The sequence below is a fragment of the Pseudomonas sp. TE3-3-F2023 genome (assembly GCF_036784815.1).
Classification (GTDB): Bacteria; Pseudomonadota; Gammaproteobacteria; order Pseudomonadales; family Pseudomonadaceae; genus Aquipseudomonas; species Aquipseudomonas pudica.
This window is the reverse complement of record NZ_CP145113.1, coordinates 2,444,690-2,464,865: the sequence shown is the minus strand read 5'-3', so window position 1 is coordinate 2,464,865 and position 20,176 is coordinate 2,444,690. Positions and strand designations below refer to the sequence as shown.

The 20,176-nt window shown below is 63.3% G+C and carries 15 protein-coding genes and 6 tRNA genes; 5 read left to right on the top strand and 16 right to left on the bottom strand.

Going from position 1 to position 20,176, the window contains the following annotated elements; all coding sequences use genetic code 11:
• Window positions 1-40: 40 nt before the first annotated feature.
• From V3314_RS11245 to leuC, 3 genes are all read right to left on the bottom strand, one after another.
• Window positions 41-805, bottom strand: a complete 765-nt coding sequence (locus tag V3314_RS11245; protein ID WP_046617037.1) for a class I SAM-dependent methyltransferase — start codon at window positions 803-805, stop codon at window positions 41-43.
• Between the two features lie 146 nt (window positions 806-951).
• Window positions 952-1,596, bottom strand: a complete 645-nt coding sequence (leuD, locus tag V3314_RS11240) for a 3-isopropylmalate dehydratase small subunit (RefSeq protein WP_046617038.1) — start codon at window positions 1,594-1,596, stop codon at window positions 952-954.
• The gene (gene leuC / locus V3314_RS11235) at window positions 1,593-3,026 is read right to left on the bottom strand and encodes a 3-isopropylmalate dehydratase large subunit (RefSeq protein ID WP_013971600.1); all 1,434 of its coding nucleotides are present in this window, start codon (window positions 3,024-3,026) and stop codon (window positions 1,593-1,595) included. The genes leuD and leuC overlap by 4 nt, the downstream gene beginning before the upstream one ends.
• Window positions 3,027-3,157: 131 nt before the next feature.
• Here leuC and V3314_RS11230 point away from each other — a divergent pair, with 131 nt between their 5' ends.
• Complete coding sequence (locus V3314_RS11230) at window positions 3,158-4,036, top strand: LysR family transcriptional regulator (protein ID WP_015269430.1); 879 nt, start codon at window positions 3,158-3,160, stop codon at window positions 4,034-4,036.
• A gap of 62 nt (window positions 4,037-4,098) precedes the next feature.
• Complete coding sequence (locus V3314_RS11225) at window positions 4,099-7,395, top strand: PAS domain S-box protein (protein WP_046617039.1); 3,297 nt, start codon at window positions 4,099-4,101, stop codon at window positions 7,393-7,395.
• A gap of 94 nt (window positions 7,396-7,489) precedes the next feature.
• Here V3314_RS11225 and V3314_RS11220 read toward each other — a convergent pair whose 3' ends face one another.
• From V3314_RS11220 to gltX, 12 genes are all read right to left on the bottom strand, one after another.
• Entirely contained in the window at window positions 7,490-7,933 is a 444-nt protein-coding gene (locus V3314_RS11220; RefSeq protein ID WP_003260273.1) for an Hsp20 family protein, read from the bottom strand.
• A gap of 171 nt (window positions 7,934-8,104) precedes the next feature.
• Entirely contained in the window at window positions 8,105-9,076 is a 972-nt protein-coding gene (locus V3314_RS11215; protein ID WP_046617040.1) for a tRNA-dihydrouridine synthase, read from the bottom strand.
• Between the two features lie 51 nt (window positions 9,077-9,127).
• Window positions 9,128-9,562, bottom strand: a complete 435-nt coding sequence (locus tag V3314_RS11210) for a thioesterase family protein (protein WP_046617041.1) — start codon at window positions 9,560-9,562, stop codon at window positions 9,128-9,130.
• Between the two features lie 140 nt (window positions 9,563-9,702).
• Entirely contained in the window at window positions 9,703-10,584 is an 882-nt protein-coding gene (locus V3314_RS11205) for an alpha/beta fold hydrolase (protein WP_046617042.1), read from the bottom strand.
• Between the two features lie 15 nt (window positions 10,585-10,599).
• A complete protein-coding gene (locus tag V3314_RS11200) occupies window positions 10,600-11,139 on the bottom strand; it encodes a TetR/AcrR family transcriptional regulator (RefSeq protein ID WP_046617043.1) in 540 nt (179 codons plus the stop codon).
• Between the two features lie 174 nt (window positions 11,140-11,313).
• Window positions 11,314-11,389, bottom strand: a tRNA-Glu gene (locus tag V3314_RS11195).
• Between the two features lie 42 nt (window positions 11,390-11,431).
• Window positions 11,432-11,507: transfer RNA gene (locus V3314_RS11190), tRNA-Ala, on the bottom strand.
• Window positions 11,508-11,567: 60 nt separating this feature from the next.
• A tRNA-Glu gene (locus tag V3314_RS11185) sits at window positions 11,568-11,643 on the bottom strand.
• A gap of 41 nt (window positions 11,644-11,684) precedes the next feature.
• Window positions 11,685-11,760, bottom strand: a tRNA-Ala gene (locus V3314_RS11180).
• Between the two features lie 53 nt (window positions 11,761-11,813).
• Window positions 11,814-11,889, bottom strand: a tRNA-Glu gene (locus V3314_RS11175).
• A gap of 72 nt (window positions 11,890-11,961) precedes the next feature.
• Window positions 11,962-12,037: transfer RNA gene (locus V3314_RS11170), tRNA-Ala, on the bottom strand.
• A gap of 289 nt (window positions 12,038-12,326) precedes the next feature.
• Window positions 12,327-13,808 carry a glutamate--tRNA ligase gene (gene gltX / locus V3314_RS11165; RefSeq protein WP_046616983.1) on the bottom strand — a complete coding sequence of 494 codons (1,482 nt, stop codon included), beginning with the start codon at window positions 13,806-13,808 and terminating at the stop codon, window positions 12,327-12,329.
• A 143-nt stretch (window positions 13,809-13,951) separates the two neighbouring features.
• Here gltX and V3314_RS11160 point away from each other — a divergent pair, with 143 nt between their 5' ends.
• Entirely contained in the window at window positions 13,952-15,007 is a 1,056-nt protein-coding gene (locus V3314_RS11160; RefSeq protein WP_338460218.1) for an HlyD family secretion protein, read from the top strand.
• Window positions 14,997-16,547: an MDR family MFS transporter gene (locus V3314_RS11155; RefSeq protein ID WP_338460217.1), complete on the top strand. Its 1,551-nt coding sequence runs from the start codon at window positions 14,997-14,999 to the stop codon at window positions 16,545-16,547. The genes V3314_RS11160 and V3314_RS11155 overlap by 11 nt, the downstream gene beginning before the upstream one ends.
• A gap of 127 nt (window positions 16,548-16,674) precedes the next feature.
• On the opposite strand, the gene uvrB is transcribed toward V3314_RS11155, so the two are convergent.
• On the bottom strand, window positions 16,675-18,690 hold the full coding sequence (gene uvrB, locus V3314_RS11150; protein ID WP_046616986.1) for an excinuclease ABC subunit UvrB: 2,016 nt from the start codon (window positions 18,688-18,690) through the stop codon (window positions 16,675-16,677).
• A gap of 288 nt (window positions 18,691-18,978) precedes the next feature.
• Between uvrB and V3314_RS11145 the strand changes: the two genes are divergently transcribed.
• The gene (locus V3314_RS11145) at window positions 18,979-20,175 is read left to right on the top strand and encodes an amino acid aminotransferase (RefSeq protein ID WP_046616987.1); all 1,197 of its coding nucleotides are present in this window, start codon (window positions 18,979-18,981) and stop codon (window positions 20,173-20,175) included.
• The last annotated feature ends 1 nt before the right edge of the window (window position 20,176 follow it).

Sequence of the window (20,176 nt, the reverse complement as noted above, 5' to 3'; positions counted from 1 at the left end):
ATTCACGCGGTGCGGCCAAGCGGGCCCCACCGAAAAGTTCTTAACGCTCGGCCCACAACACCAGCACATCGGTGCTGAACGAACCGTCGGTCTCGATCTGGTAATACTGCCGTACTTCCTCGCCCATGGCTTGCTGCAATTGGCGAATTGCCACGCGCATTGGCTCGGGGGTGCGCATGCGCTCGACCCAGCTGGAAAACTCCAGGCGCAGCGGCTGGCGGGTGTGGCTGCGTACATGCAAACCAGCCTCGCTGACCTGGCGTTGCCATTCGGCGGCGGAATAATCGCGCACGTGGCTGTTGTCGCGCAGCACTTCGACCGTTTGCAGGTAGGTGTCGAGCAGCGGGCTGCCCGGCGACATCACGTCGATGAACGCTGCCAGGCCACCCGGCTTGAGCACCCGGCGCACTTCGCGCAGGGCCAGGCCCAGGTCGCTCCAGTGGTGGGCCGAGTAGCGGCTGAAGACGAAGTCGAACGAGGCGTCGGCGAACGGCAGGCGTTCGGCGGCACCGCGTTCGGCGGTGATATTGGCCAGGCCGCGCTCGGCAGCGGCACTGGCGACCACGTCGAGCATAGCCTGCGAGAGGTCGTAGGCGACCACTTCGGCAACCAGCGGGGCGACGTGAAAGCTGACATGACCGGCGCCGCAGCCCAGGTCCAGCACGCGGGCATGGCCCTGCCCCGCCAGCGCAGCCTGCAGCAGGGCGAATTCACTGCCCTGGGCGTGCACGGCGCTGCTGAGGTAGGCGCTGGCCTGTTCGCCGAACTGGCGCTGGACCACATCGGTGTGCTGGGTGCTGGTCATGTCTCGATCCTTCTGGTTTTGGGTTGTCTTTACTGGCTCTATCGCCGGCAAGCCAGCTCCCACAGAGAACCTACAGTTTTCAGACCTGTGGAGTTCCTGTGGGAGCTGGCTTGCCGGCGATGAGGCCAGCAAACCCACTAAATCATTCAGGCATCACGGAACAGCCAAGGCTGCGCGGCGCGGTGCTTGCCTTCGAAGGCCTTGATCGCATCGCTGTCCTGCAGGGTCAGGCCGATATCGTCCAGGCCGTTGAGCAGGCAGTGCTTGCGGAACGCATCGATCTCGAAGTGCAGCACCTTGCCATCCGGACGGGTCACCGCCTGCGCCTGCAGGTCGATGGTCAGCTGATAGCCCGGGATGGCTTCGACCTGCTTGAACAGCTCGTCGACTTCCTCGTCGCTGAGGATGATCGGCAGCAAACCGTTCTTGAAGCTGTTGTTGAAGAAGATGTCGGCAAAGCTCGGTGCGATCACGCTGCGGAAGCCGTACTCGTCCAGCGCCCATGGGGCATGCTCACGGCTGGAGCCGCAACCGAAGTTTTCCCGCGCCAGCAACACGCTGGCACCCTGGTAGCGTTCGTGGTTGAGCACGAACTCCTTGTTCAGCGGGCGCTTGCTGTTGTCCTGGTAAGGCTGGCCCACGTCCAGGTAACGCCACTCGTCGAACAGGTTGGGGCCGAAGCCGGTGCGCTTGATCGACTTCAAGAACTGCTTGGGGATGATCTGGTCGGTGTCGACGTTGGCACGGTCCAACGGCGCAACGAGGCCAGTGTGCTGGGTAAAGGCTTTCATGCTGCGCTCCCTTGGATCAACTCGCGGACATCGATGAAGTGGCCGGTCACCGCGGCGGCGGCGGCCATGGCCGGGCTGACCAGGTGGGTACGGCCACCGGCACCCTGACGGCCTTCGAAGTTGCGGTTGGAGGTGGACGCGCAGTGCTCGCCGCTCTCCAGGCGGTCCGGGTTCATCGCCAGGCACATCGAGCAGCCTGGTTCACGCCATTCGAAACCGGCTTCGAGGAAGATCTTGTCCAGGCCTTCACGCTCGGCCTGGGCCTTGACCAGGCCCGAGCCCGGTACCACCAGCGCCTGTTTGACGTTGGCAGCGACCTTGCGGCCCTTGGCGATTTCGGCGGCGGCGCGCAGGTCTTCGATGCGCGAGTTGGTGCACGAACCGATGAATACGCGGTCGAGCTTGATATCGGTGATCGCCTGGTTGGCGGCGAGGCCCATGTACTTGAGGGCACGCTCGATCGAACCACGCTTGATCAGGTCAGGCTCGGCAGCCGGGTCCGGCACGCGCTGGTCGACGGCGAGGACCATCTCCGGCGAAGTGCCCCAGCTGACCTGCGGCTTGATTTGCGCAGCGTCGAGCTCGACCACGGTGTCGAACACCGCGTCAGCATCGGAAACAAGGCCTTTCCAGGCTTCGACCGCCTGCTTCCACTGCTCGCCCTTCGGCGCGTACGGGCGGCCTTCGACATAGGCAACGGTGGTGTCGTCCACCGCCACCAGGCCTACGCGGGCACCGGCTTCGATGGACATGTTGCAGATGGTCATGCGGCCTTCCATCGACAATTCGCGGATGGCGCTGCCAGCAAATTCCATGGCGTGGCCGTTACCACCGGCGGTACCGATCTTGCCGATCACGGCCAGGACGATGTCCTTGGCGGTAACGCCGGCAGGCAGCTGGCCTTCCACGCGCACCAGCATGTTCTTCATCTTTTTGGCGACCAGGCACTGGGTAGCGAGCACGTGCTCTACTTCGGAGGTGCCGATGCCGTGGGCCAAGGCACCGAAGGCGCCGTGGGTGGAGGTGTGCGAGTCACCGCAGACCACGGTCATGCCAGGCAAGGTGGCACCCTGCTCCGGGCTGATGACATGGACGATGCCTTGACGCTCGTCATTCATCTTGAATTCGACGATGCCGTATTCGTCACAGTTCTCGTCGAGGGTCTGCACCTGCAGGCGCGACACCTGGTCGACGATGGCCTCGATACCGCCCTTGCGCTCTGGCGTGGTCGGCACGTTGTGGTCCGGTGTGGCGATGTTGGCATCGATTCGCCAGGGTTTGCGGTTGGCCAGGCGCAGGCCTTCGAAGGCCTGGGGCGACGTCACTTCGTGGATGATGTGACGGTCGATGTAGATCAAGGACGAGCCGTCATCACGGCGCTTGACCTCATGGGCTTCCCAGAGTTTGTCGTAGAGCGTTTTGCCAGCCATCAGACTGTTCCTCATCAGCGTCTTTCTATGCCAAAGACCCCTTGGCTTGTGCGGTCGATGCTAGGGGGTTAGATTGAATAACTCAAATTCATAATTTTTATGCTTTGGATAACCAACAGGAATGCCACCCCATGGATCTGGCCAACCTTAGCGCCTTCATCGCAATTGCCGAAACCGGTAGTTTTTCCGGGGCGGCCGACCGCCTGTTCCTGACTCAACCGGCCGTCAGCAAACGCATCGCCGGACTGGAACAGCAACTGGATGTGCGCCTGTTCGACCGGCTGGGCCGCGAGGTGACCCTGACCGAGGCGGGCCGCGCCCTGCTTCCCCGCGCCTACCAGATCCTCAACGTCCTCGATGATACCCGGCGCGCGCTGACCAATTTGACCGGGGAAGTGAGTGGTCGGCTGACCCTTGCCACCAGCCACCATATCGGCTTGCACCGCCTACCCCCGCTGCTGCGGGCCTTCACCCGGGAATACCCTGCAGTGGCGCTGGATATTCAGTTCATGGATTCGGAAGCGGCCTACGACGAAATCCTCCATGGCCGCGCGGAGATTGCCGTTATCACCTTGGCACCCGAGCCGCACCACCTGGTCAAGGCCGTGCCGGTATGGGACGACGCCCTGGACTTCGTCGCCGCTCCCGAGCACCCGCTGGCCAACAACAACACGGTCAGCCTGGCCGACGTCGCCCGCCACCCGGCCGTGTTCCCGGGCGGCAACACTTTTACCCACCACATTGTTCAGCGCCTGTTCGAAAGCCAGGGCCTGACGCCGAACATCGCCATGAGCACCAACTATCTGGAAACCATCAAGATGATGGTGTCGATCGGCCTGGCCTGGAGCGTGCTGCCGCGCACCATGCTCGACGAACAGGTTGCACCCATCGCCTTGCCGGGCATACAGCTGTCACGCCAGCTAGGCTACATTTTGCACACGGAGCGTACGCTATCGAACGCGGCCAGGGCATTCATGGCCCTGCTCGACAGCCACGCAGGGCCCGCCTGACCGGTCGTCAGCCCGGTATTGCCACCTCCAAGGACGCGTCACACGCCAAAGGTCTGGTACCGATGCCCAAATCAGCGAATCGCTTTTTGCGCCTGCCGCGCATACCTGCGGCCGACCCTCAGGAGTCCGAGCAGGCCTGGCAGAACGCCCCGCAATTGCTGGCCGCGCTCAACGGTGCGCGGCTGGGGGCCTGGCTATGGGATATCGAAAGCGGCCGGGTCAGCTGGTCACGGGGCACCCAGGCCCTGTTCGGCTTCGACCCGCAGCGCCCGCTCCCCGCCGATGTCGACTACCTCGACCTGCTGCCCGAGGAAGACCGCGCGCGCACACGCCAGGTATTCCAGGCGGTGTTCAACGGCGAACCGGTGGAACAGGCCATGCGCCACCGTATCCGCTGGCCGGACGGCAGCCTGCACTGGCTGGAGATCAACGGCAGCCTGACCCACGACCCGCACGGCCGGCCACAGATGATTGGGGTGATCCGCGAAATCACCCGCCAGCGCGAGCGGGAAACAGCGCTGATCAATTCGGAAAAACGCTTCGCCACCCTGTTCCACCTCAGCCCCAATGCCATTTTGCTCACCCGCCGCCACGACGGCATGATCTTCGAGGTCAACCAGCACTTCGAAGACATGTTCGGCTGGCCCGGCAGCCAGGTGATCGGCAAGACCAGCCTGGAACTGGGCCTGTGGGTCAACCCCGAACAGCGCCATATGGTGCTGGAATCGACCCGGGCCAACAGCGGCCCGTTGATCCTCGAAGTACAATTTCGCGCCATCAGCGGCAAGGTGCATGACGGCATTCTCTGCACCCAGGGCATCGAACTGGAGGGCGTGACCTTCCTGATCAGCACTTTCGTCGACACCACCGAACGCAAGCGCGCCGAGCAGGCCCTGAAGGACAGCCAGGAGCGCCTGGACCTGGCCCTGGACTCGGCACAGCTGGGCACCTGGGACTGGCATATCCCCAGCGGCATGCTCTACGGCTCGGCCCGCGCCGCGCAACTGCACGGCCTGCCGCCCATCCCCTTTCACGAATCGTTCGACGCGTTTTTCGAAGGAGTACCGGAGCAGGAGCGCAATTCGATGCGCCAAGCCTACCGCAGCCTGCGCGAAGGGCCTGCCGGCAATTACCAGATCACCTACCGGGTGCAACTGGAGAACGGCATCTCGCGCTACATCGAAAGCCGCGCCCGACTGTACCGCGACGAACAGGGCAACCCGCTGCGCATGGCCGGTACCTTGCTCGACATCACCGACCAGGTGGAACGCGAACAGCGCCTGAGTGCCTCGGAAGAGAAGTTCGCCAGCCTGTTCCAGGTCAGCCCCGACCCGATCTGCGTCACCCGCCAGGACACTGGCCAGTTCATCGAGATCAACCCGGCGTTCACCCAGACCTTCGGCTGGAACACCGACCAGGTGATCGGCCGCACCGCCGAGGAAATCGGCCTGTGGGCGGAGTCGATAGAACGCGCGCAACGCATCGAGCGAGTGATCCGCGAACAGGCCCTGAGCAACGTCGCCGTGGTGGTCAACCACCGCAATGGCGCACCGCTGACCTGCGTGATTTCCAGCCGCCTCATCACCGTCGACGACCAGCCCTGCAGCGTCACCACCCTGCGCGACATCACCCAGCAGCAGCGCGCCGAGGCGGCACTCAAATCCAGCGAGGAAAAGTTTGCCAAGGCCTTCCACTCCAGCCCCGACGCCATCACCATCACCGAACGCCACAGCGGTCGCTACCTGGAAATCAACGACGGCTTCTGCCGCCTGACCGGCTACAGCGCTGCCGAAGTGGTCGGCCACACGGTGTATGAGATCGGCATTTGGGCCGACGACAAGCAGCGCAGCGCCCTGCTGGCCGAGTTGCGCGAGCGTGGCCGGGTGCACCACCGTGAGATGCTCGGGCGCAACAAGCGTGGCGATATTCTTACCGTGGAGGTGTCGGTGGAGCCGATCACCCTCAACGAGGTGGACTGCCTGCTGCTGACCGCCCGCGATGTCAGCCAGCTGAAGAACGCCCAGGCACAGATTCGCCACCTGGCCTACCACGACCCGCTGACCAACCTGCCCAACCGCGCCCTGCTGATGGACCGCCTGAGCCAGCAGATCGCCCTGCTCAAGCGCCACAACCTGCGCGGCGCCCTGTTGTTCCTTGACCTCGACCACTTCAAGCACATCAACGACTCGCTGGGCCATCCGGTGGGCGACACTGTGCTGAAGATCATCACCGCGCGGCTGGAAGCCAGTGTGCGCCTGGAAGACACCGTGGCGCGCCTGGGTGGCGACGAGTTCGTGGTATTGCTCAGCGGCCTGGAAGGCAGCCGAGAGCTGGTCGAAGAGAAAGTCCGCGGGCTGGCCGACACCCTGCGCGAACTGCTGGCCGAGCCGATGTCGCTGGACGGCCAGCGCCTGCAGGTGACACCCAGCATCGGCGTGGCGCTGATCCCCGACCACGGCGCCACCCCGGCCGACCTGCTCAAGCGTGCCGATATCGCCCTGTACCGGGCCAAGGATTCCGGGCGCAACACCACCCAGCTGTTCCATACCACCATGCAGAAGGCTGCCAGCGAGCGCCTGCGCATGGAAAACGACCTGCGCCTGGCCCTTGCCCGCGGCGAGCTGGCGCTGCACTTCCAGCCACAGGTGGATGCCCGCGACAACCGCATCGTCGGCGCCGAGGTGCTGTTGCGCTGGCATCACCCGCAACTGGGTCAGCAGCCACCCGCGCAATTCATTCAGGTACTGGAAGAAAGCGGCCTGATCCTTGAAGTTGGCAGCTGGATCCTCGACGAAGCTTGCGATGCCTGCGCGCGCATGCTCGGCGACGGGCTGATCGACGCCGATGATTTCAGCCTGTGCGTGAACATCAGCCCACGGCAGTTCCGCCAGAACGATTTTGTCGGGCGGGTGCTGCGCAGCCTGGACGATTACCGCCTGCCACGGCAGATGCTGACACTGGAGATTACCGAAGGCATCGTCATCCAGAACCTGGAAGATACCATCAGCAAGATGCGCGAACTGAAGCGCTACGGGGTGAGCTTTGCCATGGATGACTTCGGCACCGGTTATTCCTCGCTGACCTACCTGAAGCGTCTGCCGGTGGATGCGCTGAAGATCGACCAGACCTTCGTGCGCGATGCGCCGATTGACCCCAACGACGCCGAAATCGTCCGCGCCATCGTCGCCATGGCCCGCAGTCTGGACCTGGCGGTTATTGCCGAAGGGGTGGAACTGACCGAACAGCTGGAGTTTCTGGAACGGCTGGGGTGCCACCTTTACCAGGGATACCTGCACAGCCGGCCGCTGCCGTTGCCAGAGTTTCGCCAGATGTTGCTGGAGGCGCCGGCGGATTACTGAAACCGATGCAACCGCTCCCACAAGGAAGCCGAACCGGCGACAACAACAAAAAAGGGCACCCCTGGGGGTGCCCTTTTCCACATCTACTACGCGATCAGTTCAGCGCTGGCTTGTCGCCGTTGATCGGAATGCGCTTGGCCTTGGCTTCTTCAGGCACGATGCGCAGAAGGTCGATGCTGAGCAGGCCATTGGCCAGGCCGGCGGCCTTGACTTCGATATGGTCGGCCAGGCGGAACGACAGCTTGAAGGCGCGCTGCGCGATACCCTGATGCAGGTAGGTCACTTCAGCAGGGCCATTGTCGCGCTTGCCACCGGTCACGGTCAGGACACCTTTTTCAACCTGCAGGTCGAGGTCCTCTTCCTGGAAACCAGCTGCAGCAACCACGATGCGGTAGTGGTCATCGCCATGCTTTTCCACGTTGTAGGGCGGGTAGCTGCTACCAGCCTCGTTACGTGCCGCGGATTCGAACAGGTCGTTGAAACGGTCGAAACCAACGGAATGGCGGAACAGTGGAGCGAGAGAGAAAGCGGTAGTCATGGTCATGAACTCCTGAGATTCAGCAAGTAAGTCATTACGCGACCCGACTTCGGCATCGCGTACTCAAGAGATATGGCCGAGGGAAATGCTTTCAAGGGGCGAGCAAAAAAAATCCGATTTTTGTACTGGATTCAATGGCCCTTTCGCGGGTGAACCCGCGAAGTGGCCGGATCAGGCAACACAAGCCTCAAGCGCCTGCCTCTCAACCCCGAGCAACCTGCTGATCCGCGCACAGTCATCCTCCCGCCGCAACTCGGCAAACAGCACAACCGCTTCGGGATAACTGCGGGTCAGCATCGCCAGCCACTGCTTCATCCGCCCAGGCGCATAGCGCGGCGACAACTTGGCCTGGGCCTGGCGCCAGAACTCGCGCAGCAACGGAAGCAGGTCGTCCCAGCTCATCGGCTGGTAGTCCCGCCCGTCACGCGCTGCGGCAATCTGCAGCCCCAGGTCGGGGCGCGAGACCAGCCCGCGGCCCAGCATGATATCTTCGGCGCCACTGACCTCACGGCAGCGCCGCCAGTCGTCCACGGTCCAGATTTCGCCATTGGCGAACACCGGCACCTTGACCACATCCTGCACCCGCGCCACCCACTCCCAGTGGGCCGGTGGCTTGTAGCCCTCGACCTTGGTCCGCGCATGCACCACCAGGTGCGCCGAGCCGCCTTCGGCCAGCGCCGTGGCGCACTCCAGCGCGCCGTCGGGGCTGTCGAAACCCAGGCGCATCTTCGAGGTGACCGGGATATCCGCCGGCACGGCACGGCGCACCTCACGCACAATGGCGTGCAGCAGCTCCGGCTCCTTGAGCAGCACTGCTCCACCCCGCGACTTGTTCACGGTCTTGGCCGGGCAACCGAAGTTCAGGTCGATCACCGGCGCGCCCAACTCGCAGGCCAGCGCGGCGTTTTCCGCCAGGCACACAGGGTCCGAACCCAACAGCTGCACACGCATGGGCACCCCTGCGGCAGTCCGCGCGCCATTGCGCAACTCGGGTGCCAGCTTGTCGAACGAGGAAGGCGGCAGCAGGCGATCGCACACGCGAATGAACTCGGTGACGCACCAGTCGATACCGCCCACGCGGGTCAGCACGTCGCGCAGGATGTTGTCGACCAGCCCCTCCATGGGGGCCAGGGCAATTTGCATGTCGGGGTCTCGGCGGAAAAAGCCGGCAGTCTAACAAAAATTGCCGGTGTTTCAGGCGCCGATCAGCGCCGGGCCGTAACCGTCGAGGAACTCGGCCGGCATACGCCTGGGCTTGCCGCTGGACAATTCGATACAGGCAAAGGTGGTCTGGGCGCGCAGCAAGGTCACACCGTCGCGTGGGCGCTTGAGCTGAAAGCGCCGGGTCATGCGCAGGCGCTGGTCCCAGTCGATGATCCAGGTGGCCAGTTGCAGCTCATCATCCTCATAGGCAGCGGCCAGGTAGTCGATTTCGTGACGCACCACGGCCATCGCCCGGTCCAGCCGGCGATATTCGGCCAGGTCCAGGCCCAGGCGCTGGGAGTGGCGCCAGGCGCAGCGCTCCAGCCAGGTGACGTAGACCGCGTTGTTGGCGTGGCCAAGGCCGTCGATATCCTCGCTGCCGACGCGCAGGTCGATGACGAAGGGTGTTGCCAGGTCCCAACTCATGTTCGCTTCCTTGGAGCAAAAGTGGATTTAGCAGGGACCGCCGGGGGAAAGTCCAGCCCTTCTGCACTTGCCTGCGGGGCTACGCGGTACCTGTAGGAGCGGCCTTGTGTCGCGATGGGGCGCGCAGCGGCCCCAAAATCTCAGTCCCGACACAGATTGCCGGGGCTGCTGCGCAGCCCATCGCGACACAAGGCCGCTCCTACAGGGACCGCGCCAGCCCGGGCCAGCAGCTCCAGCACCGCTTCACTCAGGCGCGAATCGGACAGCACCCGCTGGTGGCCACCCGCCTCCAGCAGCATCAGGCGGCTATCGAACCACGCCTTGTGAATAACCTGAGCCTCATCGACGGGCACCAAGGCATCATCGGCGGCATGCACCACCAACCCAGGCAACTCCAGCTGGTAACCAGTCACATCCAGCCGCGCAATCTGCATGCCCACATCCCGCTCAACCTGGCGAATGAACGCCGCCCGCGCCCGCGCTGGCAGCCCCAGGCGATGGGCAAAGCCACGCAGTACGCCCAACAGCCGCGCCGGAGCGGCAATGCTGACCGCTGCCTCTGTGCGTAGCCCCATCTGCAGGGCCAGCAATACACTGGCGCCTCCCATGGAATGGCCAATAACCGCGCGCAGCGGCGGCAGTTCGGCGGCAGCCTCCAGGAGCGCCCGGGCAAACAGCACCACATTTGCCTGCTCGCCAGGCGAACGCCCATGCCCCGGCCCCTCCAGCGACACCACCGTGTGCCCGGCCTGGACCAAGGTTTCGATCAACGCAGCAAACTGGGTCGGGCGCCCTTCCCACCCGTGCATCAGCAGCACGGTCGGCCCCTTGCCCCAGCGCAGGGCCGACAAACCGAAGCGCAGGGTGATGCGCTCGGCGCTGGCCAGCACGGGCAACTCCCAATCCCGTGGCGGCAGGTTGCGCGGGGTCATGAAGGCACGGCGCATCTTGCCCGCGACATGCTCAGGGGCCAGGCGGCCCAAGGTGCCATTGACACCACGAATCCAGCTCAGGGTAGTCATCGCCATGCTCCAGGATCAAAGCACCGCCGATTTGGCGGCGCGCAGAATACGATCAGACAGCTCGCTGGTGCCCAGGGCACGGGCCAGCGCCAGGCCGCCAATCATCAGGGCCAGGTCGGCCAAGGCCTTGTCGGCATCCTCGGGACGGTCGACCATGGCGGCAGCCATCAACTCGATGTGCTCGGCCAGCACCTCGCGGAAGGCCTCCGGCAGGCGCTGCATCTCGCCCAGCGAGTTGGGCAGCGGGCAGGCATGCACTTCGGCATCACGGTGCTTGCGCGACAGGTAGAAAGCGCTGGCCAGCGCCCGCCGCCCGGCGCCATCGAGGCTGGGGTCGATCTGCGCGAGCAAGGCGCGGCGCTCACACAGCAACTGGCGGAACGCTTCGAGCATCAACTCGTCCTTGCTGTCGAAGTGAGCGTAGAAACCACCGACGGTCAGGCCTGCCGCACCCATGACCTGGCTGACGCTGGGCTCGGCCGGGCCGTGCTGGATCAGCGCACTTCGCGCCGCCTCAAGGATGCGTTCGCGGGTTCTGCTCTTCTTGTCGCTCATCGTGCCACTCGCCAATCAAAATATGATGATAGAAATATTATTCGCATAATATTTTTTGGCAAGCAGAATCTGCAGCTGCCTGTCGGTCGCGAAATTTTTGAGCAGAGGAGAAAAACAAAAGGCCCATTCAATAATCGAATGAGCCTTAAAAGTCCCGCAAAACGCGGGTAAACGTGGCGTCCCCTAGGGGACTCGAACCCCTGTTACCGCCGTGAAAGGGCGGTGTCCTAGGCCACTAGACGAAGGGGACGTAACCTTCGTGCCGATCCGCTTGCGCGAACCGCGGCAGAAATGGTGGAGCTAAGCGGGATCGAACCGCTGACCTCCTGCATGCCATGCAGGCGCTCTCCCAGCTGAGCTATAGCCCCGAAACAAAAGGCTCATCAGTAATCGACGAGCCTTTAAAGCCCTGCAAAACGCAGGAAAAGTGGCGTCCCCTAGGGGACTCGAACCCCTGTTACCGCCGTGAAAGGGCGGTGTCCTAGGCCACTAGACGAAGGGGACGTAACCTTCGTGCCGATCCACTTGCGCGGACCGCGGCAAATTGGTGGAGCTAAGCGGGATCGAACCGCTGACCTCCTGCATGCCATGCAGGCGCTCTCCCAGCTGAGCTATAGCCCCGGATTTCTAGCCTCTCGGCCCAGCGACATCCTGAAACATCGCTTGTGCAAAACTGGCGTCCCCTAGGGGACTCGAACCCCTGTTACCGCCGTGAAAGGGCGGTGTCCTAGGCCACTAGACGAAGGGGACGAACCTTCTTACCTTCAAGACCCGGTTGCTGGACCCGGTCTTGCCTGACAACCTTGGCTGCCAAGCGGAATTTGGTGGAGCTAAGCGGGATCGAACCGCTGACCTCCTGCATGCCATGCAGGCGCTCTCCCAGCTGAGCTATAGCCCCACAATGTCGCTTTGAACCGAAGCGCTGGCTGGGTGCCTGGCGTTTCGTTTTCGTTCATCGCTGTGGACGGGGCGCATATTAAGATCGGATTGCAGGGCTGTCAAACGAATTTTTCAAAATATTCAAAAAAATTTTCACAGATAACAATCACTTACCGCCCTGCCCTTGCCAAAACTCAACAGTGAGCCCTGTGGGAGCGGGTTTACCCGCGAATGCGCCGGAAAATGCACCATCGTATTCGCGGGTGAACCCGCTCCCACAAGTTCGGCTTATGGCCTTGGGACTACTGTCAGGCGATAGAAGCCAGCAGCTTTTCCCACTCTTTGTTTTCTTTCTTCGACACACCACCCAGCAGGTCCAGGGCCTGGCGCAGGCGATATCGGGTCAGGTCCGGGCCAAGGATTTCCATGGCATCCAGTACCGAAACCGAGCTGGCCTGGCCGGTAATGGCAGCAAACATCAGCGGCATGGCGTCACGCAGCTTCAGCTCCAACGCCTCGACCACCGCCTGGATGCAACCGGTGATGCGCTCTTTTTCCCATTGACGCAGGCTTTCGAGCTTCCACAGGATCAGCTGGATCACCTGGCGTACCTGGTCAGCCGACAGCTTCTTGCTTTCGAACAGCTTGGCGTCGAGCTTCAGCGCGCCTTCGAAGAAGAACCCGCCCAGCGGGGCTACCTGGCTGAAGGTTTCCACCCGGCCCTGCACGTGCGGGGCGATCTTCATCATGTAATCGCTGTTGAACGCCCACTTCTGCAGGCGTGCGGCGAACTCCTCGACCGGCAGTTCGCGCAACCACTGGCCGTTCAGCCAGGACAGCTTCTCGATGTCGAAGATCGGGCCGCCCAGCGAGATACGCGACAGGTCGAAGTGCTCGACCATCTCGGCCAGCGAGAACTTCTCGCGCTCGTCCGGCATCGACCAGCCCATGCGGCCCAGGTAGTTGAGCATCGCCTCGGGCATGAAGCCCATGCGCTCGTAGAAAGTCACCGAGGTCGGGTTCTTGCGCTTCGACAGCTTGGACTTGTCCGGGTTACGCAGCAGCGGCATGTAGCATAGCTTGGGCTGTTCCCAGCCGAAGTATTCGTACAGCTTGATCAGCTTGGGTGCCGATGGCAGCCACTCTTCGCCGCGCAGCACGTGGGTGATACCCATCAGATGGTCGTCGACCACGTTGGCCAGGAAGTACGTCGGCAGGCCGTCGTTCTTCATCAGCACCTGCATGTCCATGCGGTCCCACGGGATCTCGACATCGCCACGCAGCATGTCCGGGACCACGCACACGCCTTCGCTCGGCACTTTCATGCGGATCACGTGCGGCTCGCCAGCGTCCAGGCGGCGCTGCACTTCCTCGGCGCTCAGCAGCAGCGCGCGGCCGTCGTAGCGCGGGGTTTCGCCACGGGCTTGCTGCTCGGCGCGCATCTGCTCCAGCTCTTCGGCGGTGCAGAAGCAGTAGAAGGCATGGCCAGCGTCAACCAGCTCCTTGGCGTACTTGGCGTAGATCTCGCCACGCTCGCTCTGCCGGTACGGGCCGTGCGGGCCGCCGACGTCCGGGCCTTCGTTCCATTCGATGCCGAGCCAGCGCAGGGCATCGAAGATCTGCTGTTCCGACTCGCGCGTGGAGCGCAGCTGGTCGGTGTCTTCGATGCGCAGGATGAACTCACCGCCGTGCTGCTTGGCAAAGCAGTAGTTGAAAAGGGCGATGTAGGCGGTGCCGACATGGGGGTCGCCGGTAGGCGATGGCGCGATACGCGTGCGTACGGTGGTCATGGAGAGTCTCGAACGAAAGATGAAACAAAGGCGGGATGTTAGCAGGAGGCGGGCTCCGGGCTCCAGCAATGGCGCGAACGTCACTTGTCGACCGGCCATGCGCCGCTGTTAAATTTATTTACATTTCTGGAACGATAGTCCTCATGCCTGCCCAACTCAAACGCCGCCTGCTGGTCTTCTTCACCTTGGTGGCCGTCATCGCCCTCGCTTTCGTGGGGCACTGGTACTTCAAGGGTCGCTTCTACGAAAGCACCGACAACGCCTACGTACAGGGTGAGATCACGCGCATTTCCAGCCAGTTGGGCGCACGCATCGACGAGGTGCGGGTCGAGGACAACCAGCATGTGAGCAAAGGCGACCTGCTGGTGCGCCTGGAGTCCGCCGACTTCGAACTGGCCGTGCGACGCGCGCGCGCCGCCTTGGCCACCCGCGAAGCCGAGCAGGTGCAGGCGCAAAGCCGCCTGACCCAGCAAGCCAGCCTGATCGCCGCCGGCCAGGCCCAGGTGGCGGCCAACCAGGCCACCTTCGACCGCTCACGCCTGGACCTGAGCCGTGCCGAGAAGTTGCGCAAGCCAGGTTTCGTATCGGAAGAGCGGGTCACCACCCTGTCCGCGGACAGCCATGTCGCCGGCTCGCAGGTCGACAAGGCCCGTGCCGACCTGCAAAGCCAGCGCCAGCAGGTCAATGCGCTGACCGCCGAGCTCAAGCGGCTCGACGCGCAGATCGCCAACGCCCGCGCCGATCTGGCCCAGGCTGAACTGAACCTGACCCGCTGCGAAATCCGCGCACCCATCAGCGGCAGCATCGGCCAGCGCAACGCGCGCAGTGGCCAGGTGGTACAGGCCGGTGCCTACCTGCTGTCGATAGTGCCGGACGAAGACATCTGGGTGCAGGCCAATTTCAAGGAAACCCAGATCGGCCACATGCAGCCCGGCCAGCGTGCCGAACTGCTGTTCGACAGCTACCCCGACACACCGATCGAAGGCCGGGTCGACAGCCTGTTCGCCGCCTCCGGCGCGCAGTTCAGCCTACTGCCGCCCGACAACGCCACCGGCAACTTCACCAAGGTGGTGCAGCGTATCCCGGTCAAGCTGACTTTCCGCGCCGACAACCCACTGCACGGGCGCATCCGCCCTGGCATGTCGGTGACCGCCACCGTCGACCTGCGCAGCGAAGACGAAGGCCGCGATGGCCGGTGACCAGCTGCTCAGGCCCACCACCGAGCCGACCCGGCGGGACTGGATCGCGGTAATGAGCGTGATGCTCGGCGCCTTCATGGCGGTGCTGGACATCCAGATCACCAACTCGTCGCTCAAGGACATCCAGGGCGCGCTGTCAGCGACGCTGGAGGAAGGCTCGTGGATTTCCACCTCTTACCTGGTCGCGGAAATCATCATGATCCCGCTCACCGCCTGGCTGGTGCAGCTACTGTCGGCGCGGCGCCTGGCGGTATGGGTATCCGGCGGCTTCCTGTTGTCGTCGCTGTTGTGCTCGATGGCCTGGAACCTCGAGAGCATGATCCTGTTCCGCGCCCTGCAGGGTTTTACTGGCGGTGCGCTGATCCCGCTGGCCTTCACCCTGACCCTGATCAAGCTGCCCGAACACCACCGCGCCAAGGGCATGGCCATGTTCGCCATGACCGCCACCTTCGCCCCCTCCATCGGCCCTACCCTGGGCGGCTGGCTGACTGAGAACTGGGGCTGGGAATACATTTTCTACATCAATATCCCGCCGGGCCTGGTGATGATCGCCGGCCTGCTGTATGGGCTGGAGAAGAAGGATACGCACTGGGACCTGCTGAAAAGTACCGATTACGCCGGCATCGCCACCCTGGGCCTGGGGCTTGGCTGCTTGCAGGTGTTCCTGGAGGAAGGCCACCGCAAGGACTGGCTGGAATCGCAGCTGATCGTCGGCCTGGGCAGCATCGCCCTGGTCTGCCTGATTACCTTCGTGATCCTGCAGTTTTCCAGGCCACACCCGCTGATCAACCTGCGCATTCTCGGCAATCGCAACTTTGGCCTGTCGAGCATCGCCAGCCTGGGGATGGGAGTGGGCTTGTACGGGTCGATCTACCTGCTGCCGCTATACCTCGCTCAGGTACAGGGCTACAACGCCTTGCAGATCGGCGAGGTGATCATGTGGATGGGTATCCCGCAGCTGTTCCTGATCCCTTTGGTGCCGCAACTGATGAAAGTGGTGTCGCCCAAGGTGTTGTGTGCCCTGGGGTTCTGCCTGTTCGGCGCCGCCAGTTTCGGCTCGGGGGTGCTCAACCCGGACTTTGCAGGGCCGCAGTTCAACCATATCCAGATCATCCGCGCCATCGGCCAGCCAATGATCATGGTGACCATCTCGCTGATTGCCACGGCGTATATACAACCGCAGGATGCGGGTTCGGCGTCGAGCCTGTTCAATATCCTGCGTAACCTGGGCGGTGCGATCGGCATTGCGCTGCTGGCCACCCTGCTGGATGCACGGACAAAAGTGTATTTCGACTACCTGAGGGAGGCGGTGGTGCCGAGCAACCCGCAGGTGGCGGAGCGGTTGGCGCAGCTGGCGGAGCGGCTGGGCAATGACAATGCGGCACTGGGCAAGTTGAGCGAGATCACTCATCAGCAGGCGTTGATCATGGCCTATAACGATGCATTCCACTTTGTGGGGATCGGGTTGGCGGTGAGCATGGTGGCGGTGTTGTTAACGCGGAAGTTGCCGGAGGGGCTGAAGGCGGGAGAAGCACATTGAGGCTACTTCAGACTGTATGCGGTCCCTGTGGGAGCGGGCGCGCCCGCGAACACCGGCGCAGCCGGTGCCAGCCACCGCGTTGAATTCTTCGCGGGCACGCCCGCTCCCACAAGGCCCGCGTCAGGCTTCAGCTGGTAATCAACCGCTCGCGCAGCTGGGCAATCTCGTCGCGCAATTGCGCTGCGGCCTCGAACTCCAGGTCGCGGGCGAACTGCATCATCTTCTCTTCCAGTTGCTTGATGCGCTTGGTGATCTCGCCCGGCGTGCGCAGCTCGGCCTCGTAACGGGCGCTCTCCTCCGCTGCCTTGGCCATGCCCTTGCGCTTCTTGCTGCGCGCGCCGGGCACGGTGGCGCCTTCCATGATATCGGTGATGTCCTTGACCACACCCTTGGGTACGATGCCATTGGCCAGGTTGAAGGCGATCTGCTTCTCGCGACGACGCTCGGTCTCGTCGATGGCGCGCTGCATGGAACCGGTGATGTTGTCGGCATACAGGATGGCCCGGCCATTGAGGTTACGCGCAGCACGGCCGATGGTCTGGATCAGTGAGCGCTCGGAGCGCAGGAAACCTTCCTTGTCGGCATCGAGGATCGCCACCAGCGACACCTCGGGCATGTCCAGGCCCTCACGCAGCAGGTTGATGCCCACCAGCACATCGAAGGTACCCAGACGCAGGTCGCGGATGATCTCCACCCGCTCGACGGTATCGATGTCCGAGTGCAGGTAACGCACCCGCACGTCGTGGTCGGCCAGGTAGTCGGTGAGGTCTTCGGCCATGCGCTTGGTCAGCGTGGTGGCCAGCACCCGCTCGCCCTGTGCCACGCGCTTGCGGATTTCCGACAGCAGGTCATCCACCTGGGTAAGCGCCGGGCGTACTTCCACCTGTGGGTCGACCAGGCCGGTGGGGCGCACCACCTGCTCCACCACCCGCCCGGCGTGCTCGCTCTCGTAGGGGCCGGGGGTGGCAGACACGAAGATGGTCTGCGGGCTGACATCTTCCCACTCGTCAAAACGCATCGGCCGGTTGTCCAGCGCCGACGGCAGGCGAAAGCCGTACTCGACCAGGGTTTCCTTGCGCGAGCGGTCGCCCTTGTACATGGCGCCGACCTGCGGAACGCTGACGTGGGATTCGTCGATCACCAACAGCGCATCGGGCGGCAGGTAGTCATACAGGGTGGGCGGCGGCGCCCCGGCCGGGCGACCGGACAGGTAGCGCGAGTAGTTCTCGATGCCGTTGCAGTAGCCCAGCTCCAGGATCATCTCCAGATCGAAGCGGGTGCGTTGCTCCAGGCGCTGGGCCTCGACCAGCTTGTTGGCCTTTTGCAGGTACTCCAGGCGGTCCTTGAGTTCTTCCTTGATGCCCTCCACCGCCTCCAGCAGGGTTTCCCGCGGGGTGACGTAGTGGCTCTTTGGGTAGAAGGTGAAACGCGGCAGCTTGCGGAATACCTCGCCGGTCAGCGGGTCGAAGGCGGCGATGTTCTCCACCTCGTCATCGAACAGTTCGATGCGGATGGCCTCGAGGTCCGATTCGGCCGGGAAGATGTCGATCACATCGCCGCGCACGCGGAAGGTGGCGCGAGCGAAGTCCATCTCGTTGCGGGTGTACTGCAAGTCAGCCAGGCGGCGCAGCAGCGCGCGCTGGTCGAGCTTGTCGCCGCGGTCCACGTGCAGGACCATTTTCAGGTAGGTCTCGGGGCTGCCCAGGCCGTAGATGCACGACACGGTGGTGACGATGATCGCGTCACGCCGCTCCAGCAATGCCTTGGTCGCCGACAGGCGCATCTGCTCGATGTGGTCGTTGATCGAAGCGTCTTTCTCGATGAAGGTGTCGGACGACGGTACGTAGGCTTCAGGCTGGTAGTAGTCGTAGTAGGAAACGAAATACTCCACCGCATTGTTGGGGAAAAACGCCTTGAATTCGCCATACAGCTGCGCGGCCAGGGTCTTGTTCGGCGCCAGCACCAGGGTAGGCCGCTGCACCTGCTGAATGACGTTGGCGATGCTGAAGGTCTTGCCCGAGCCGGTCACCCCGAGCAGCGTCTGGTGCGACAGCCCCGCCTCGATGCCTTCGACCATCTGGCGGATGGCCTCGGGCTGGTCGCCGGCCGGCTGGAAACGGGTGACGAGCTGGAACTCGGACATGACGGACCTCGCGGTGTTGCAGCAACTGTAAATTTAGCCAGTAGTCTATACCCAAATGCGCCCGCCGGGGGGCGCTTTCAAGGCACAGCTGTGAGCGCTTGTTACGGTGGACCCGGCAATTAGACCAATGGTCGAAAAATATTTGCGCAAATGACTGGAAAAGCGACGCCGGACTGTCGCGGTGACCGGTCGGTATCACTATACTGACTCCCCGTTTGTGCACCGCTTCAGTGCATTCGGGCTGGAGCGTGTACGTCCTATCACACTCCAATCAGAGCCAAGGTAACAATGAGCCTGTTTTCCGCTGTCGAGCTGGCACCCCGCGACCCTATTCTGGGCCTCAACGAAGCATTCAACGCCGACCCACGTACCGACAAGGTCAACCTGGGCGTGGGCGTGTACTGCAATGAGGAAGGCCGCATTCCGCTGCTGCGCGCCGTGATCGAAGCCGAAACCCAGCGTGCCGCCCAGCACGCCTCGCGCGGCTACCTGCCGATCGACGGCATCGCCACCTACGACCAGGCTGTACAAAAGCTGCTGTTCGGCGCCGAGTCGCCACTGCTGGCCGCCGGCCGCGTGGTTACCGTGCAGGCCGTCGGCGGTACCGGCGCGCTGAAGATTGGTGCCGACTTCCTCAAGCGTGTGTCGCCTGAAGCCGTGGTTGCCATCAGCGACCCGAGCTGGGAAAACCACCGCGCGCTGTTCGAATCGGCCGGCTTTCCGGTGCAGAACTACCGCTACTACGACGCGCCGACCAACGACGTCAACCGCGCCGGCATGCTCGAAGACCTGAACAACCTGCCGTCCGGCTCGATCGTGGTACTGCATGCCTGCTGCCACAACCCGACCGGCGTCGACCTGAACCTGAACGACTGGAAAAACGTTCTGGAAGTGGTCAAGGCCAAGGGCCACGTGCCGTTCCTCGACATGGCCTACCAGGGCTTCGGTGACGGCATCGCCGAAGACGCCTTCGCCGTGCGCCTGTTCGCCGAGTCGGGCCTGGAGTTCTTCGTGTCCAGTTCGTTCTCCAAGTCGTTCTCGCTGTACGGCGAGCGCGTCGGCGCGCTGTCGATCGTCACCGCCTCCAAGGACGAGAGCACTCGCGTGCTGTCGCAGGTCAAGCGCGTGATCCGCACCACCTACTCCAACCCGCCGACCCACGGTGCAACCATCGTTGCCACCGTGCTGAACAGCCCCGAACTGCGCCAGATGTGGGAAACCGAGCTGGCCGAAATGCGCGAGCGCATCCACGGTATGCGCAAGCAGATGGTTTCGCTGCTGGCCGAATATGGCGCCAACCGCGACTTCAGCTTCGTTGGCCGCCAGGTTGGCATGTTCTCGTACTCGGGCCTGACCGTAGACCAGGTCGCCCGCCTGAAGAACGAGTTCGGCATCTATGCGCTGGACACCGGCCGCATCGCCGTGGCCGCGCTGAACCAGAGCAACATCCACGTGGTGACCAAAGCTATCGTGCAGGTGCTGTAAC

Excerpts from the sequence above, each read along its gene's own strand:
- V3314_RS11245 (WP_046617037.1), bottom strand. The coding sequence starts at position 805 with ATGACCAGCACCCAGCACACCGATGTGGTCCAGCGCCAGTTCGGCGAA.
- leuD (WP_046617038.1), bottom strand. The coding sequence starts at position 1,596 with ATGAAAGCCTTTACCCAGCACACTGGCCTCGTTGCGCCGTTGGACCGT.
- leuC (WP_013971600.1), bottom strand. The coding sequence starts at position 3,026 with ATGGCTGGCAAAACGCTCTACGACAAACTCTGGGAAGCCCATGAGGTC.
- V3314_RS11230 (WP_015269430.1), top strand. The coding sequence starts at position 3,158 with ATGGATCTGGCCAACCTTAGCGCCTTCATCGCAATTGCCGAAACCGGT.
- V3314_RS11225 (WP_046617039.1), top strand. The coding sequence starts at position 4,099 with ATGCCCAAATCAGCGAATCGCTTTTTGCGCCTGCCGCGCATACCTGCG.
- V3314_RS11220 (WP_003260273.1), bottom strand. The coding sequence starts at position 7,933 with ATGACTACCGCTTTCTCTCTCGCTCCACTGTTCCGCCATTCCGTTGGT.
- V3314_RS11215 (WP_046617040.1), bottom strand. The coding sequence starts at position 9,076 with ATGCAAATTGCCCTGGCCCCCATGGAGGGGCTGGTCGACAACATCCTG.
- V3314_RS11210 (WP_046617041.1), bottom strand. The coding sequence starts at position 9,562 with ATGAGTTGGGACCTGGCAACACCCTTCGTCATCGACCTGCGCGTCGGC.
- V3314_RS11205 (WP_046617042.1), bottom strand. The coding sequence starts at position 10,584 with ATGACTACCCTGAGCTGGATTCGTGGTGTCAATGGCACCTTGGGCCGC.
- V3314_RS11200 (WP_046617043.1), bottom strand. The coding sequence starts at position 11,139 with ATGAGCGACAAGAAGAGCAGAACCCGCGAACGCATCCTTGAGGCGGCG.
- gltX (WP_046616983.1), bottom strand. The coding sequence starts at position 13,808 with ATGACCACCGTACGCACGCGTATCGCGCCATCGCCTACCGGCGACCCC.
- V3314_RS11160 (WP_338460218.1), top strand. The coding sequence starts at position 13,952 with ATGCCTGCCCAACTCAAACGCCGCCTGCTGGTCTTCTTCACCTTGGTG.
- V3314_RS11155 (WP_338460217.1), top strand. The coding sequence starts at position 14,997 with ATGGCCGGTGACCAGCTGCTCAGGCCCACCACCGAGCCGACCCGGCGG.
- uvrB (WP_046616986.1), bottom strand. The coding sequence starts at position 18,690 with ATGTCCGAGTTCCAGCTCGTCACCCGTTTCCAGCCGGCCGGCGACCAG.
- V3314_RS11145 (WP_046616987.1), top strand. The coding sequence starts at position 18,979 with ATGAGCCTGTTTTCCGCTGTCGAGCTGGCACCCCGCGACCCTATTCTG.